We start from the raw sequence: 16,055 nt of genomic DNA, 5'->3' as shown, positions 1-16,055 counted from the left end.
ATGTTCAATGAAGTGTGTGGTGGTAAAGAAAAAAGCCCGCCGGGGGCGGGGCGAGCTTATGAATTAGGCGGCCAGTGGAAACCGTTTAGGCATTTCGTCATAAGTCGTTCCGTTCAATTCGCGTCCGGTCAATTTTTTATTTTTACCCCCCCACTGTTTAAAGAAAAACATCACACTGGCTTTTTCGCATTGTTGCAAAAGGTCTTGAATCCACTCTTCTTTTACCGGTCTGGCATGAACGCCAGATTCTCCGCCAACAATTGCCCAATCAATGCCAATTAGGTTAAGGTTTTTAATTGGACCAAGTAGAGGTTCCAATGATAAGAATTTAATTTTTGCACCAGTATTCCGTAACCCATCAATTCGTCCGACTGCACGTTGATCCTCAACAGAAACGCCCATCCAGATATTCGGCGTCCAGTTTAGAAACGGTGAATACTTTTCGAGTACATCACCTCTCTTGGTCAACACCTGGAACGTGTGTTGTGGGCACTCGTTCATTACTTTAAATACCTTTTGAACGAATTCCAGTGGTACATTTTTGTGAAATAAATCGCTCATTGAATTCACAAAAACCGTTTTTGGTTTTTTCCATCCGTAAGGAACGTTGAGCGCATCTTCGTGCAGGGCGAGCTTGAAGCCCTTTTTATACTTATCAAGTCCCATCGCCTTCAGTCGCCGGGCCATCACCTCCGCGTAGCAAAATTTACAACCTGTCGACAGTTTATCGCAACCCGTCGTTGGATTCCAGGTCATTTCCGTCCATTCAATCGATGACTGTGCCATATCAGTTCAATTTAACTTCAATCTGGTAATTGTTAGCCCTGAATGCCAAATAGTTAATGTAAGTTGTATTTCTTCTTAATATACTACCGTCCAACTTTTTAATACTTAAATCTCCTTTTTGGTATAATTCTAATATTATGCCCGATAAAATAGAGGGTTTTATTCCTTTATTAAGGCTATATAAATATAATTCTAAATTGTTTAAATTTCCATCTAATTTCAATTTTTCTTTAATGTTTTCCTTTATTTTTTGTAGTTTTTTAATATGTTCTCTCTTTGTAATTCTATCTCTTATGGAATTATATTTTTCGGGAATGATCCTAAAACCTTCACCTTTACTTTGGTCATTTTTCCATTTCTCTTCAATTATTTTTTCAAAACCTACTCAAAAAAAGTAGAAATAAAACGCCTTAACGCTTCGTAACCTGCCCTATTTTTCTCTTGAACTTCTTCCTTGAATCTATTCATATGCGACACAGGTAAAAATAAAATAATCTCTACTTTACCTGTATCCATTAGATCATTTAAAGATTTTAAATCTATGTTTTTGTATCCATAAGGATCAAGAAATATTAAACTTTTTATACTATTGTCTTGCTTCTTTATTTTTTCAGTTATTTCAAATAATAAACTTTCTGCCTCTTTTGAGGGATATTCAACTTTGTAGTTTTTATAATTACTTTTTTCGCTTAAATATTTTTCTATATTTTCTATATTAGAACTTTTTATATCATTTAGATGTAAAACAATATCTTTTGTTTCTCTCGTCATTTGTCACACAATGAAGTCATTTACCTTATCAAGAATATTGTAAGAAATTAAAGCGCTTCCTTCTTTCCCATCATCGTACAAGCCCGCACCACAAAAAAGGTCATAGATATGTATTTCTCGGATATGTTGAGTTACGCTTAAGATAGCTAAGAAGATTTCCAGATAGCCAGAGTAAAGGTCTAACTTGGCTTGGGTATGTGGCAAAACATTGTTTTTGGCCTTTCTTTCCACTGCGACTGGTTGACTCGATTCGATAAAGTCAAATAGGCCCATTTGACCTGTAATTGATTTTCTCTTGGACATGGGTATAGGATGATTATATATATTTTTTATTACAATAATTTTTCTCTCCAACCTACGCAATCACATTAGATTTCCCAAATACAACACCAAAAGATCAGCGAGATAAACAACAAGGTTCACGCCATGACGCCTGGTAGATTGAAAAATACAAACCTAAAAGAATACAACGCACTCCACAACTTTTATTCTTGATCCCTTTTGTACTTGATCCTTTTTAACTTACAAATTACTAACTTAATAAAAACAAAAACCCCTCAGAAATCATTTCTGAGGGGTTTTTGCGATTTTTGTGGGAGTTGACGGGTTCGAACCGCCGACCCTCTGCTTGTAAGGCAGACAACGTATCCTGTTGGTTGCTATTCGATTGTGCTCAATATGGCGCAATATAAGGCTTTTTCGTAATTATTGCGCTGGTTGTAGTTGGTTGATATTGGTTGTTTATGTAGGTTTGTGTAAACCGAAGTGTAAACCGGCCATTATGACTACCGATCCTCTGCCTATTGACCGTAAGCCATTAGTAAAGGTCATTCTCTATACTTCCAAAACCCTATCGGACGGATCGCACCCGCTGATGCTCCGGATTACCAAAGACCGGAAGCGTTCGTATAAGTCGACCGGGGAGAGCTGCCAGCTTAAGTACTGGGACAAAGAAAAAGAAGCTCCCAGGCGTAATCACCCTGAGCAGGACCGACTGTTGAAGCTCATCCGGAAGTGGGAGGGGACCTATTCCGATATGGCCAATACGCTCAGAGACAAGGGTCAGGTAGTTACTTCCGAGGGCCTGATTGAACACGTTACTGAGACAATCACAAAGTCCCGAACAGACATCAAGCTACTGGCCTATCTGGAGTCGATCTATCAGGAGTTGCTGACCGCTAAGAAGGTGGGCAACGCTAATGTGTACCGCGATACCAAACGCGTACTCTCCAACTACCTAAAGAAAAAGGATTGCCTGTTGTCGGCCGTCAATTTCGCTTTCCTCAACCGGTTCGAAACCTACATGCGTTCGCTTGATTGTGCTGACACGACCCTAAGTGTTTATTTTCGTACGCTCAGAGCAGCTTATAACCGGGCCATTGGTGAGAAGCTGATCGGGGAGGAGCATTACCCTTTTAGGAGACGGGCCAACGAACGAGATAAGTTCAGCATTGCGAAATTCGATACCCGTACGCGTAAACGCGCAATCGGAAAAGATGATATTCGGCTAATCGAAGCCGTGGAGGTTAACACTTCCCGGTTGTTTCTGGCCAAGCATCTGTTCCTGTTCTCTTACTACTGCGGAGGCATCAACTTTGTCGACATGGCGATGCTCAAATGGAAGGATCTGCATACCGGCGCTAGTGGAACCCGGCGAATGCATTATGTCCGTCAAAAAACGGGCGGGCTCTTTAATCTGAAACTCTCGCCAGCGTCAGAAGCGATTATTGAATATTATAAGCCTTTTACGCATGCCAATGCAGAGAGTTATGTTTTTCCAATCCTGAACCGGGAACGGCATATAACATCCGTTCAGATTGACAACCGGCTGCACAAGATCACTGGACAGGTCAATAAGGATCTGAAAGAGATCGGACGTCTGGCAGGGATCGAAACACCCTTAACCACCTACGTCGCCCGGCACTCGTTTGCTACTGCACTGAAAAACTCAGGGGTTCACACCGCCATTATCAGTGAAGCAATGGGACACCAGACGGAAGCGATTACGCAGACCTACCTGGCGGAGTTTGAGAATGAGTTGATTGATGAAGCATACGAAAACCTGTAAACAACAATCCGATGAAAAAGAAAGAAATTAAACTTACCTATGTCAATGAGCAAGGGGAGCGAGTTAGTGTATTCGATAATCAGCCGTTCGCCGAGGGTACACCAGGTGTAGTGAAGCATAAAATGATAGATGGTGTTGATCACTATTTTGATGAAAAGGCAAGTGTGTGGAAGGTTTACAGGGATGAGGGAGATGAAGCGAACCGGAATATGGGATATATTACTACTTCATACACCGATGCCGATAAAGAAGCAGATAAAGTTCTCTCTAAAGTACTTGATGAAGATCGCAAAAAGCCATTTCTAGATCAGCGAAACAATCCAGTGAAGGCGGTGATCGATAACTTTTATGAAGCATTTGAAGATGATATCAATGAATTATTTCGAACATCGAGTACCGGCATTTTCTTGACCGGACTTAGTATGGCTTGCAACGCTTTAAGGACTGCATCAAACGGTGAAGACGACGGGATTGACTTCCTTCAGGAGATTCGATCAAAAATAAAAGAAGAAACAGATAAGAGGACCTCAACTTTTTCGTCTATCTCCAGAATCAACAAGTCGGTTGGGATTTCCCTTCTAAAGGACATCGATCTAATGATTCTACAGTTTTCTGATAAAAAAAACCAACAGATAATTCTCGATATAGTAGAACTATCAGAGCCAAAAGTGCCGGAAGTTAAGACTCCCGAAGCTGCACGCAAGATGCCTCAGAAAAGGGTTTCAAAGGAGTATGAAAAATTTATTGACATTTTTAGGAAAGAAGAATACTATAAAGAATTCCTTCCTTTATTAGCAAAGAAGCCAGACGGCGAATTTGTCCTGAATGATAGCGGGGAGTGGATCGCTGGATTTAAAGCAAACGTGTCATGGGCTGCGGCCTGGTTAGATGCACTTGAATTTCATAAAATAATTGAGGGAGATATTGAGAGCTCCGAGAAGGCCAGACTCCTTATTGCTCACTTTCCCAATTTCGACATGTACAAAGGAAAAGGAAATACTTTTGATAAGCCAAACAAAGAATATCGCACATTTAAAGAATATTTTATTAAAGAAATGAGGAAAAAGCTGCTAAAATAAATCCATTCAAGCAACTCAAGCAACTTTTCAAAAGTGTGGATTGAGTGGAGTGTAGCTATTTGAATATTTGTCCATCTCATTAATACTAAATGATATGGACAATAAATTATCGGCACTGGCTGCCACCAATCAGGCAATCATCATCACAACTAGGGAAGATTTTGCCGCCGTAATGAATGATTGGCTCAGTAAGAATCAGCCCTCCCAATCAAAACCTTCCGCATCAGGTGTGCCCGATGATTGGCCGCGAATCGTTGGTTACAAGCGGATCAAAGACCTCTTTCCCGATGTCCCAGAAAGTTCATTTCGGCAAAGAGTGACAGCTGGCAAAATCCCCGGCTTCTTCAAGTTTGGAAAGATACTGCAGTGCGACTCAGTAATCTTCTTCGAGTGGCTTGCGAAGCAGCAAAGCGCAGCGCTTGTTACACCTGACGAAGAGGCTGAAAAAGGATTTGAAAATCAACATCGTAAGTCACGCAAATCTAAGCGGGCAGCAGCATGAACCGGCGCCAACTCTTCCACCTCCCAGACCCGGCAGCCGGTCCCGGTGGTAATCTCCTCCGCAGTACTAGTGATTTGATCCGGTCAGAAGATGGGGGCTTTGCCGTACCACTCCCGACAGCCGATAGTCGATTGGTAAGCATCATCTTCGGCAAGTTTCGAAACACTCCGCCGTTCTTCCTCCACTTGAAGACGATCAGCCCACCGCCACCGGTGTTTGAAGCCCTACGCCGATCCGGCGCAATCTGCATTAGTATCTCCCACCTCGGCGAGCTTTTCGACTAAATCCACACAACGACAAATACGATGAATATTAATTACTCTGCTCCTGTCAAGAGCACGACGCTTGACTTTGTCTTTGGGGTTCGTGGTTTCAATGTAGTAGCGCGTGATTTATACACGCAACTCAAAAAGGGTAGCATAGATAAAACCCTTCACCTTCAGCGGATCGTTGAACTCATCAAAAACGGCGAAGCGCACGACATAACTTTCCGTCCGCAGTTCGACACGTTCGCTCCAGTCCACATTGCTGACAGCACCTTACACGAAATGCAGTCCAATATGTCCGACCTGTTCGAGTTGCCCGAACTGATGGCGGAGTCCGCCAATCTCCGCTCCGGCTCACTTGGACTTGATCAGGAAGAATGGAGTCTACGCTGGCACTTTTTGCTCCAACGAGCATTCGATCTCGGCTATCACTGGAACATTGAACGTAAACGCTTTGAATGATGACACCCGAAAAACTAGAATACGTCGAACGGGTGTTGCAGCACACGCGCACAAAACACCCCAACATGCCGAAGCATGGGATTCCGAAGCCGAAAACCAACTTCAATAGTTCCAACGCCCTGACTAAGGCCGTTTTAAAGACTTTTGAGATTCACGGCCTTTATGCGGTTCGGGTCCAAAGTCAGGGCCAATTCGATCCACAGCTAAAGATTTTCCGGAAAGGAACTACTCGCCCAGGGGTTTCGGACGTCCATTGCCTGCTTGGTGGATCAGGGCGCCATTGTTCAATTGAGATAAAGTACGGGCAAGACAAAATGTCACCAGCTCAACGTCAGACCGCAAAACAAGTGCAGGAATCGGGTGGTATTTATTACGTCGCTAAAGACTTTGAAAGTTTCTGGCGCTGGTTTAACGACCAGATAAAGAAAGGAGGTTCGCATGAGTGAGTTCCGCAGCACCCCGCAAACCTCCGAAGTCGTTGAAGATCAACCGAAAGATACAAATAATACGCGGTCAATCAAAGATCCGATTGGCAACCTTGGTGACTATTTGAATGATGTCACCGGTGAGTTGCCAGATTCAGAAGCAGATGAACCGGCATCGGCCGGCAGTAGTACCGAAGAGAAGCAAAACAAATGGGAAGCCCTACTGAATCAATCAGAAATCAAGCCGACAGATTACATTGAGCGCCCGCCCATCTGTCTATCCCACGAAACGTATGTACCAGGTGAGTCTATAGTTAAATCCGTAATCGGGACACTGGGTAATTTTCTTGTGATTACCGGCAAAGCTAAGTCACGCAAGACATTTGTCGTCAGCATCTTCGTTGCCGCCTTGCTTTCTGAAAAACTGATTTTAAAATGCTTTAGGGGACACCTGCCAGATGACAAAAAGACAGTGTTGTATTTTGACAGTGAGCAGGGTCGATGGCATGTGCAGCGGGTTCTTAAACGCATCTGCGAATTGTGCGGTGATGACAACCCGCCAAACCTGAAAATGTATTCGCTTCGGCCATATGCTACCTACGACCGACTGGAAGTTATACGGTGGGCTATCAAGAACACGCCCAATGTCGGCGCCGTGATCATTGATGGAGTACGGGACACGGTTTTCGATATAAACGACGCCGAGGAGGCCACCAACAGGGCAACCGACCTACTCCAGTGGACTGACGAAAAGCAGATCCACCTCATCACGGTACTGCACGAAAACAAGAACGACCGCAATGCTCGCGGACACTTGGGGACCGAATTAGGCAACAAATGCGAAACCATGCTCTCGGTTCAACGTGACCAGAAAGATAAAGAGGTTTCAATCATCACCCCCGAAATGTGCCGGGACCGGGAGTTCCCCGAAACTCAGTTTTCCATTGATGAGTACGGAATGCCGTTTTTGATCGATGATACCAACATTGGCAACTTCCCGGGGCTAACTGAGGAGGAAAACGGTAGAAGGTCAAAACCTACACCGTTGACTGTAAACCGCGAGAACCACGAAGCCATTCTGCGCAAAGCGTTTGCGGAGGGCAAGCCGCTAAGTTACCAGGATCTGCGAGTACAAATCCGTTTAGGGGCTGAATACCTCGGCATTGATATTTCCGACCGCCGGTCTGTGGACTTCGTGACCTGGTACCGGAACGAGGGGTACGTCAAGACCCACAAACCCGAAGGCGAAAAGTACCCCATCAATGAGTTGAATCTTGATCGGCTTAATGACAGTCAACCATTGCAATCGTAACCGTTGCAAAGCCCTATATATATAGGGGCTTTTGCAACGATTGCAACGATTGAATTGCTCGACCGTTTCGACCATTGCGCTTAATTATTCCACAACGATTGCAACGATTGCAACGATTGAAAGCCCAGACAATGACAACGGATTATAGATACGGATTAAACTCGAAATTCGGGAAAGGGTATTGCCCGGTTTGCGGTCGCAAATCACTGGTCCCCTACATTGACCGGCGCACTGGCGAACTACTACCGGAAGAGTTCGGACGGTGCGACCATCAAACCAGTTGCGGACATATCCTCTCACCCTACACCAAAGGCACAGACGGAAACAGCTACTCAGATTTTATATTTCAGCAGGAGCGTGAACAGTGGAAGCAGGACAATGGGCATAGCCAGCAGCGCCACCGTCCAACCTTTGACCGCAAGCCGTTTGTTGCACCGGAGCCCCGCCCCGCCGTATTGCAGACTATCCCGGCCGATGTTCACGAGCGTTCACTGACCGCTTACGATAGCAATAACTTTGCTTACCTGCTTCGCTCTCAACTTGGAATTGGAGCCGCTAACGAACTGGTCGAACGTTACCGACTCGGTACCTACCGCGCCGACTACGAATTATCTATAAAAGACGGTGAGCAGTTTGTGCAGCGCAACTTCGGCAAGGGTGGGACAATCTTCTGGTGTCTGGATGCGGAGGGCAAGGCTTACGGTGGACAGGGCGTATTGTTCAACGATAACGGCTCAACCGTAAAATTCAAAAACAGCAAAGGTGAAGAGGATCGATGCAACCGGCCCATTGCTTACCTGACAAAACGCTTTCTGAAGGATCGCAAAAAGCCAATACCGGAATGGCTGGAAGTGTATGAAACTACTGAAGATCGCTTTCCCTACCCTTTCGGGCTTAATCTGATCGCCACCGCCCCGAAAGAATTGCCGATCGCTCTGTGTGAATCACCCAAAACCGCAATGCTGGCGGCTGGCTACTTCCCTAAAATGGTCTGGATGGCTATTTGGTCTTTGAGCTACCTCAACAAAGCCCGGTTAGAGTCACTCCGCAGGCGCAACATCGTTCTGTTCCCGGATTGCAGCAAGAACGGGAAAGCCTTTGAAGCCTGGAAACAGAAAGCCGATGAGTTGAACGGCAAAGGGTTTCGGATCACCGTTTCAGACTTTCTCGAAAAGAATACAACGACCGAGCAGAAGGCAAAAGGGTATGACCTGGCCGACTTTCTTCTGAGCGAATACCGTGGTTACCCGCCTTCCTGGGATAGTAAGCCCGGCGACTCTCCTGGTATTGAGCTTATCCAAAGCCCGACCGCCGAAGAATGGGCTACGACACTGGGAATCGACGCCGAAAAAGTTTTGCGGCCAGTACAGCTACAGTTTGTAGGATAATCAAAAACCATATTAACCAATTTCCAATGTCAGCCACAATACAAAAACCAGATGTTCAGAAAGGCAGTGAGTTTGCTCATCTGCTAACGACTGCCGAAACGCATGGCTTTTCAATTTCCGAAGATGAGCGCCCGAATCGTCACCTCATTCTCTTTCGGGGAACTCCTGCGGCAGATCACTTTATCCATGCGGTCAGCAATTCCAACCCGGAACGCCTTGACTTTCGTATTATCCGGTATCAAAAAAGGTATGCCCAACAGCCGATAGGCGCTGAGTCCGATGTTGTAACGCGGCTCCCGCTATTCGTTGGATCTGTCGATCCATCGGACGAACCTGCAATCCGAGCAATCCTACAAAGCACCGTCGGCAACCCCATTTGATATGAATTTAATTAGAGAAAGGGCACATTTTCTACATAACTAATTTTGGTTAGTTTTGAGTTAATCGATAACTTTAAGTAATAACAACAGATACGAATATGAGCGAATCGAAACTATTACCCATCTCGCAACTGGTCCCCAACGAAGACAACCCGCGAACGATCAAAGATGAATCATTCAAAAAGCTGGTCAAATCGCTGACGGACTTTCCGGAAATGATGAACCTGCGGCCTATCGTGGTCAATGAGCAGATGGTAATCCTCGGCGGAAACATGCGCTACAAAGCGGCTATTGCTGCGGGGTGGAAAGAAGTACCGGTTATTGTCGCCGAGGGCCTCAGCGAAGAGCAACAGCGCGAATTTGTCATCAAAGACAACGTATCTGGCGGGGAGTGGGATACTGAACTACTCGCTGCGGAGTGGGATACGGACTTACTAAGCGAATGGGGTCTGGAACTGGAAGCGGTCGGTAAGCAGAACACCAGCGACGGCGACGAAATAACGGGTAGCCTACCTTCAACCAAAACCTGTCCGAGCTGTGGCCACACCTGGTGAGTTCTCTTTCGATACGATTCAGAACTTTGATAGTCATATCGAATTGTCGATACCGAATTACGTCAACCTGCGTGAGTCGGTTTTACGGGTCGCTACGCACTTTATTACTGAAAACGCCCTGGTTTACGACCTCGGCTGTTCAACCGGCGTATTGCTGGCGAAAATACGGTTAAACGCACCATCAACCGCGCGGCTGGTTGGTATCGACCGATCCGATAACCTACTCGGCAAGTCCCTCAGCGCGGGGGTGACGCTGATAAACGACGATTTGACCCGCGAAGACCTGACGCTCGATCCCTGCGAGTTGTGCCTATCGTTGTTTACACTCCAGTTCTTACCGATCGATGTTCGCAAACGGCTCATTGATACGGTTTACGACGCGCTCAAACCGGGCGGGGCGCTCATTGTCGCCGAAAAACAGTACATCGATGACGGCTACATTCAGGATTTGTTCACGTTTTCGCACTACGATATGAAGCTGGAGCACTTCACCGCCGAGGAAATACTCGAAAAGCAGCTATCCCTGCGCCGAATCATGCGGCCGCAGAGCGAAGAACAGAATCGGCAGCTACTCGGCCGGTTCCGAAGCGTTACCCCAATCTGGCAATTCCTGCAATTCAAAGCCTGGCTATGTATCAAGTGATTTCGACCACATCCCGCGAGGTGGGTACGCAAACCGACCAAATGGATACCCAGGCTCAAATATTAAAACTGTTCGATAAACCATGATACGCAAATCAGAACACATTCAAGTTGTGCGCTCCCAGACCATGCCGGGCCACGACAAAAATCATACTGAGAAACGAAGAGTAACCACGTGGTCAATCTTCTGGATTCCGTTTTATCGATCTTATAAGGTCATCGCCGAAAACAGTTAAATAAACGCCCCTTTGCTTATTAGTATGTATTCTGTAATATCAACGTTCTCCGGCATCGGCGGATCTTCGCAGGGCTACAAACAGGCGGGGCTAAAAGTGCTGGCATCCGTGGAGTTTCTGGACTATCAGGCGGCTAACTACCGATTGAATCACCCTCACACGAAGGTTTACCAGGCGGATATCAGAACACTGGACCCGCAGGCGATCCTTACCGACTTGGGACTTCGCCCGGGTGATCTGGACATCCTCGACGGGAGCCCGCCGTGTTCGTCGTTTTCCACCAACGGCATTGTTGCTGACGGGTGGGGCAAAATCAAACCCTACGGCAATACCGAACAGCGCACCGATGACCTGTTTTTTGAGTACATCCGCTTTCTAAAAGCGATGCAGCCTAAAACGTTCGTAGCCGAAAATGTATCGGGTCTAATCAAAGGCGTCAGCAAAGGCTATTTTAATCAGTTCTTTACCGCGTTCGAGTCGGCGGGTTACAAAGTATCGGCGAAGCTACTCAACGCGGCTAATTACGGTGTTCCGCAGATCAGGCAGCGGATTATCTTTATTGGCGTCCGTAGTGACCTGGGCCTAAGTCCGGCCTATCCTCAGCCGTTCAGCAAGGTTATTACCGCCAGCGAAGCAATCCGGGCGTATCAGATTGATAAATCCGAAGATGTCAGCATTTCCGATTTGCAGCGCGAATACTGGAACGTCACTGCGCCGGGTCAGTCGATGGAAGACGCTAATCGTCGAAAGACCGGCAAGGCTGGCTGGTTCTCAAAAATGAAGCTACACGCGCTCCGGCCCGCCAATACGATCACCGCCCACGCTGGTGATGATCTATTCCACTGGAAAGAGCCGCGCCACCTCTACATTGATGAGTTAAAGGCGTTGCAGACGTTTCCGAACGACTACCAGATTAAAGGCTCCCGGATCAGGCAAGCCGAGGGCATCGGCCGCAGTGTACCGCCCCGGATGATGCAGGCTATTGCCGAAACGGTGGCCACGCAGATACTCGACAAAATCCCAAAACGATGAACGATCACAATTTAAAGCCAGCCAAACCCGGAGAGGTGCGCAACCCGAACGGCAAACCCAAGGGTACCCGCAACCGGTCCACCATCGCCCGCCGGGTATTGGGGCTGCTGGTCAAAGATGGGCTACCAGATGTGACTATCAACGCCCTGCGGTCAATGTACGGCGACAAGGTCGATGAAATGACGCTGGAAGAAGCGGTTACGCTAGTACAGGTCGGCGACGCTATCGCCGGGAAACGCCGGGCGATAGCCTATAAGGTTGTTTTAGACTCCGCGTATGGACTACCGAAGCAACAACTTGAGCATACCGGCGAAGATGGTGGCGCCATTCTCATCGATGACGTTTCCCGGCTATCGACCGACGAGTTAAAACGGCGACTCAGTGAACTAAAGAAGGGAAGGGACGAATGAATACCATCGAAGAGGAACTGGAAATTGAACTAATGGAGCGCGAACTAGCCGGACGGGAGTACGGCGAGTATTTCCGTTATGTCAATCCGGGCCACGACATGCTCGGGTATCACAACGCGATTGCTGAACACCTCCAGCGATTCGATGAGGGCAAGATCAAAAAGTTAATGATCACCATGCCGCCCCAGACCGGAAAATCCGAAATGGCCACCCGGAACTTTATACCGTACCTCTTCGGAAGAAACCCGAACCGGCGTATTGCCCTGCTATCGTTTGCGGCATCGAAAGCGAAGAAGTTTAACCGGGAGATTCAGCAACGACTTACCAATGAGCGGTACCGGAACGTTTTTCCAAACGTCAACCTGGCTACACTCAAAGACAAGGCATCGACCCGAACAACGGAAGCGTTCGATATTGTAGGCTACGCGGGATCACTCAAGACCGTCGGTCGCCGTGGTGCGTTAACGGGTGATCCGGTCGATATTGCGGTACTCGATGACCTAATTAAAGACTACATGGAAGCACAGTCGCCGGTAATTCGGGAACAGGCTTGGGACTGGATTGATACTGTAGTTGATACCCGTTTCCACAACGATAGTCAGATCCTCTACGTCACCACGCGCTGGGATGAGGACGACCCATCAGGCCGGTTTCTGGATAAGGATGGGTACTACTCCAAGACCAACCCCGACGGGTGGGTACTCCTGAACTTTCCCGCGATCAAGACAAAGGCAGTCAACACTTACGACCACCGACGCGAGGGGGAAGCCCTTTGGCCGCAGCGTCAGAGCCGGGCGCGGATGCTGGCCAAACAGAAAGAATCACCCGTTACCTTCAACGCACTTTACCAGGGCGATCCCAAACCGTCGGAAGAGTCGCTGGTATTTCCGAACTGGATCGAGATTGAAGAAATGCCGACCTGTGATCATAACTTTTATGTGATCGACTTCGGCTATACGAAAGATCCGACGTTTATTGGTCACGTTGGCCGGTCGGGCCGCAGTCTCTACGTCGATGAGTACGTATACGAAACGGGTCTGACAAACCCCGACATCCTCGACCGCTTCCATGCTGCTGGACTCAATAGCCAGTGGCAAACGATTTGCGATAAAGCTGAACCGAAATCCATTGACGAACTAAAAACCGGAACCTACAGAGCGGATGGCGTAAAAGTATCCGGCATCAATGCCACCCCTTGTGAAAAAGGACCCGGCTCGATTGTCGCCGGAATCGGTAAGCTAAACGAGTACACGGTTTACTACACCCGGCGCAGTCGTAACATCGCCAAAGAAACCCGGAACTATAAATACATCATGGCAAACGGCAAATCGACCAACCAGCCGATTGACCGCCACAATCACGCGATGGACGGCATCCGGTCGGGTGTCTTCACGCTTTACGGGAAACCCGAAGTAACCAACCAGACCCGAGTAATGCAGGCCCCCAGAGCGGTAGACAAGTTCGGCGGTGGGCCATCCTCGGCAGCACATTATAAACTACGATGACCAGCAAAGCAACGAAATGTCGCCCCTGTGACCTTTTAACGGGTAGAGTCGAACTAACACCCGTTCAATGTCCGAAGCCCGTAGCGTCTACAAAAACCGGCAGCGACGACCACACCGTAAACAACAACAACAACGATGCAAGACGGACTGTATTTGTTAGATAAGTGGGTAGCCGAAGCCGAGCTTGCCCTTACCCTCCAGGCGAACAACCTAACCGAGCCGTCGGCGTTGCCATCCAGCTACAGCAACTCGATGGCGCTGCCCGACTCACTCAACATCCGGTCATTATTGGATTTCGCTGAACAAATTGATTCGGATACGCCGTACCCTTACCAGCTACTACCCGCGTTCGTGGTCTGGCAGGGCGAAGTCGTATTTTCAGGTGTGGCCCGGCTCAAGAAATTTAACGGCGGATGGCAGGTAGAGTTAGACGAAAACAAAACCAATTTGTTCGACCAGCTCGCTGATAAGTCTATTCGGTCGCTGGATTTATCCCGATTCAATCACAACTGGAATCTATCAAAGATACAGGTTATGAACGCGGTGCCTGATGGTGTCGTATACCCATTGATCGACTACGGAGCGATTGAAGACGGTGTTGTACCATCTGACACAATGTACCCGGCGGTCACTGCAAAGTTGCTACTCGAACAGATGTTTTCCGAGTCGGGCTACCAGGCTGAGGGTGATTGGTTGGAGGATGGTCTACTAAACGCGATTGCTTTCCCCTTCGTAGAGGAAAAACCCACAGCGGTCGATGACGACTGGGTAAAGGCCCGGTACGCCCGGGTAACAATGACAGACGCGCCGGATACGAAAGTAGGTGGACTGGAGTTACTAACGAAATTCCGCAGCCTCAACCAGATTGTTCCTTTCAACGTTGATAGCCGGTTTTCGGAAGGCTTTGAAGACGGCAAACAGGATAACTACAATACAACGACCTACACCTATACCGCCGACAGCAACATGCGGCTAACCGTGTACGCCTTCCAGCAATTCCGGGCAAAAGTAACGAGCGGGGCCGTCGAGGTGAAGCTGATCGTCGAGGTGAACGGCACGGAAGTAGCGCAGGGGTATTTCAGCAAGGGCGGGCCGTACAATACAATTGGCCCGCTGGCGAAAGATGACAAAGTGTCGGTCAGTGTCAGCCTGAACCTAAAGGCAAAGGACGTGGTGAAGATCCGGCGAAAAGTCGAAAAGCGTACCACTTTCGGCGTCATGGAGGTTATTCTGTATAACACCTCTACCACCGCGTTCGCGTCCTTTGAGCCGGATAAAACCTTACAGTACGGCGATACCTGGCCGGTAGCGAGAAACCTGCCCGACCTGAAATGTTTCGACATCCTGTCAACGGTCGCCTTCCTGACCTCCGGCATCTGGGATGTTGACGACATGACCGGTACGGTTCGCCTGGTCATGCTCAAGAACACGGTTCGACTAACCCCCGACGACTGGAGTAACCGCATCACCGACACCGAGCCGAGTTGGGTGCCCGCCGTGGAGCCCTACGCGCAGAGGAATTACCTAAAGTGGAAGCCTACCGACTCGGTAGACAAAGGATTCGGCGACGGGGTGATCAATTGCAACGCTCCGGCATTGAAAGCCGAAGAAACACTATTTACCCTACCGTTCTCGGCGTCTATGCAGAGTACGCAGGAAATCGCAGGATACGGCAATCCGGTGAAGATCGAAACCCGGACGGTGGCCACATCGGGCGCGGGCGTCGTTACGATTACCAAGAAAGCGGCTACACCGCGGGTGATCCTCATCCAACCCAACGTCAGTTTCAATGTGCCGACCAGAATTGCCGGAACGCAACCAGGAACGACCGTAGACAGTACGTGCGCTCTGATGGCCTGTTGGTTCAGCGTTCGGCCAAAGCCCGTTGTTCGGGACGAAAATGCTTTCTCGTTGACGTTTGACCGCGTATCTGGTCAGTTTACCGAACAGAGCCTGATCGAACGATACTTTGATGGGCTTAAACTGATACTCGACAAACCCCGGACGTTCACCGCTACCTTTTACCTACGGCCGGCCGATGTTGCCGACCTGCAAACGCCCGACACAAACGGCGTAAAAGGGTTGATGCGCCCGGTAATCCTGCGGGGTGTTCAAGTCGGTTCGCTTTCAATCTCACAATCAAACTTTATCATAAGTCAGATTCCGAATATTCGGGATAATCAACCTAGCGAAGTAACTTTAATTGCCTACTAAATCAATAGAGTACTTATAAACAA

The 16,055-nt window shown here is 48.0% G+C and carries 17 protein-coding genes; 14 read left to right on the top strand and 3 right to left on the bottom strand.

Annotated features, from left to right (window positions below; all coding sequences use genetic code 11):
• Positions 1 to 63: 63 nt before the first annotated feature.
• The 3 genes from ACO064_RS09285 to ACO064_RS09275 all read right to left on the bottom strand — a co-directional run bounded on the left by ACO064_RS09285 (position 64) and on the right by ACO064_RS09275 (position 1,860).
• Positions 64 to 786, bottom strand: coding sequence for a DUF5131 family protein (locus ACO064_RS09285; protein ID WP_421827106.1), 723 nt, complete (start codon positions 784 to 786; stop codon positions 64 to 66).
• 381 nt (positions 787 to 1,167) lie between these two features.
• A complete protein-coding gene (tcmP, locus tag ACO064_RS09280; RefSeq protein WP_421827105.1) occupies positions 1,168 to 1,557 on the bottom strand; it encodes a three-Cys-motif partner protein TcmP in 390 nt (129 codons plus the stop codon).
• A gap of 3 nt (positions 1,558 to 1,560) precedes the next feature.
• Positions 1,561 to 1,860 carry a hypothetical protein gene (locus ACO064_RS09275; protein ID WP_421827104.1) on the bottom strand — a complete coding sequence of 100 codons (300 nt, stop codon included), beginning with the start codon at positions 1,858 to 1,860 and terminating at the stop codon, positions 1,561 to 1,563.
• 478 nt (positions 1,861 to 2,338) lie between these two features.
• Here ACO064_RS09275 and ACO064_RS09270 point away from each other — a divergent pair, with 478 nt between their 5' ends.
• From ACO064_RS09270 to ACO064_RS09205, 14 genes are all read left to right on the top strand, one after another.
• Complete coding sequence (locus ACO064_RS09270) at positions 2,339 to 3,625, top strand: site-specific integrase (RefSeq protein WP_421827103.1); 1,287 nt, start codon at positions 2,339 to 2,341, stop codon at positions 3,623 to 3,625.
• Between the two features lie 11 nt (positions 3,626 to 3,636).
• On the top strand, positions 3,637 to 4,704 hold the full coding sequence (locus ACO064_RS09265; protein WP_421827102.1) for a hypothetical protein: 1,068 nt from the start codon (positions 3,637 to 3,639) through the stop codon (positions 4,702 to 4,704).
• 94 nt (positions 4,705 to 4,798) lie between these two features.
• On the top strand, positions 4,799 to 5,206 hold the full coding sequence (locus ACO064_RS09260; RefSeq protein WP_421827101.1) for a hypothetical protein: 408 nt from the start codon (positions 4,799 to 4,801) through the stop codon (positions 5,204 to 5,206).
• A gap of 305 nt (positions 5,207 to 5,511) precedes the next feature.
• Entirely contained in the window at positions 5,512 to 5,934 is a 423-nt protein-coding gene (locus ACO064_RS09255; RefSeq protein ID WP_421827100.1) for a hypothetical protein, read from the top strand.
• Positions 5,931 to 6,380, top strand: a complete 450-nt coding sequence (locus tag ACO064_RS09250; RefSeq protein WP_421827099.1) for a hypothetical protein — start codon at positions 5,931 to 5,933, stop codon at positions 6,378 to 6,380. The genes ACO064_RS09255 and ACO064_RS09250 overlap by 4 nt, the downstream gene beginning before the upstream one ends.
• On the top strand, positions 6,373 to 7,671 hold the full coding sequence (locus ACO064_RS09245; protein WP_421827098.1) for an AAA family ATPase: 1,299 nt from the start codon (positions 6,373 to 6,375) through the stop codon (positions 7,669 to 7,671). Before ACO064_RS09250 ends, ACO064_RS09245 begins: the two co-directional genes overlap by 8 nt.
• A gap of 74 nt (positions 7,672 to 7,745) precedes the next feature.
• Positions 7,746 to 9,059 (top strand): DUF6371 domain-containing protein, encoded by a 1,314-nt coding sequence (locus ACO064_RS09240; RefSeq protein WP_421827097.1) that lies wholly within the window; start codon positions 7,746 to 7,748, stop codon positions 9,057 to 9,059.
• A 26-nt stretch (positions 9,060 to 9,085) separates the two neighbouring features.
• Positions 9,086 to 9,439: a hypothetical protein gene (locus ACO064_RS09235; RefSeq protein ID WP_421827096.1), complete on the top strand. Its 354-nt coding sequence runs from the start codon at positions 9,086 to 9,088 to the stop codon at positions 9,437 to 9,439.
• Between the two features lie 98 nt (positions 9,440 to 9,537).
• Complete coding sequence (locus ACO064_RS09230) at positions 9,538 to 9,993, top strand: ParB N-terminal domain-containing protein (RefSeq protein ID WP_421827095.1); 456 nt, start codon at positions 9,538 to 9,540, stop codon at positions 9,991 to 9,993.
• Entirely contained in the window at positions 9,977 to 10,636 is a 660-nt protein-coding gene (locus tag ACO064_RS09225; protein ID WP_421827094.1) for a methyltransferase domain-containing protein, read from the top strand. The genes ACO064_RS09230 and ACO064_RS09225 overlap by 17 nt, the downstream gene beginning before the upstream one ends.
• A 259-nt stretch (positions 10,637 to 10,895) precedes the next feature.
• The gene (locus tag ACO064_RS09220) at positions 10,896 to 11,903 is read left to right on the top strand and encodes a DNA cytosine methyltransferase (protein ID WP_421827093.1); all 1,008 of its coding nucleotides are present in this window, start codon (positions 10,896 to 10,898) and stop codon (positions 11,901 to 11,903) included.
• Positions 11,900 to 12,313, top strand: a complete 414-nt coding sequence (locus tag ACO064_RS09215; RefSeq protein ID WP_421827092.1) for a hypothetical protein — start codon at positions 11,900 to 11,902, stop codon at positions 12,311 to 12,313. The genes ACO064_RS09220 and ACO064_RS09215 overlap by 4 nt, the downstream gene beginning before the upstream one ends.
• On the top strand, positions 12,310 to 13,818 hold the full coding sequence (locus ACO064_RS09210) for a terminase large subunit domain-containing protein (RefSeq protein ID WP_421827091.1): 1,509 nt from the start codon (positions 12,310 to 12,312) through the stop codon (positions 13,816 to 13,818). Before ACO064_RS09215 ends, ACO064_RS09210 begins: the two co-directional genes overlap by 4 nt.
• Positions 13,819 to 13,953: 135 nt before the next feature.
• Positions 13,954 to 16,032, top strand: a complete 2,079-nt coding sequence (locus ACO064_RS09205; RefSeq protein ID WP_421827090.1) for a hypothetical protein — start codon at positions 13,954 to 13,956, stop codon at positions 16,030 to 16,032.
• Positions 16,033 to 16,055: the final 23 nt, after the last annotated feature.

The sequence above is a fragment of the Larkinella sp. genome, assembly GCF_965227735.1.
Taxonomy (GTDB): domain Bacteria; phylum Bacteroidota; class Bacteroidia; order Cytophagales; family Spirosomataceae; genus Larkinella.
The sequence above is the reverse complement of the archived record's forward strand: the minus strand, read 5'-3'. Positions and strand labels throughout refer to the sequence as shown.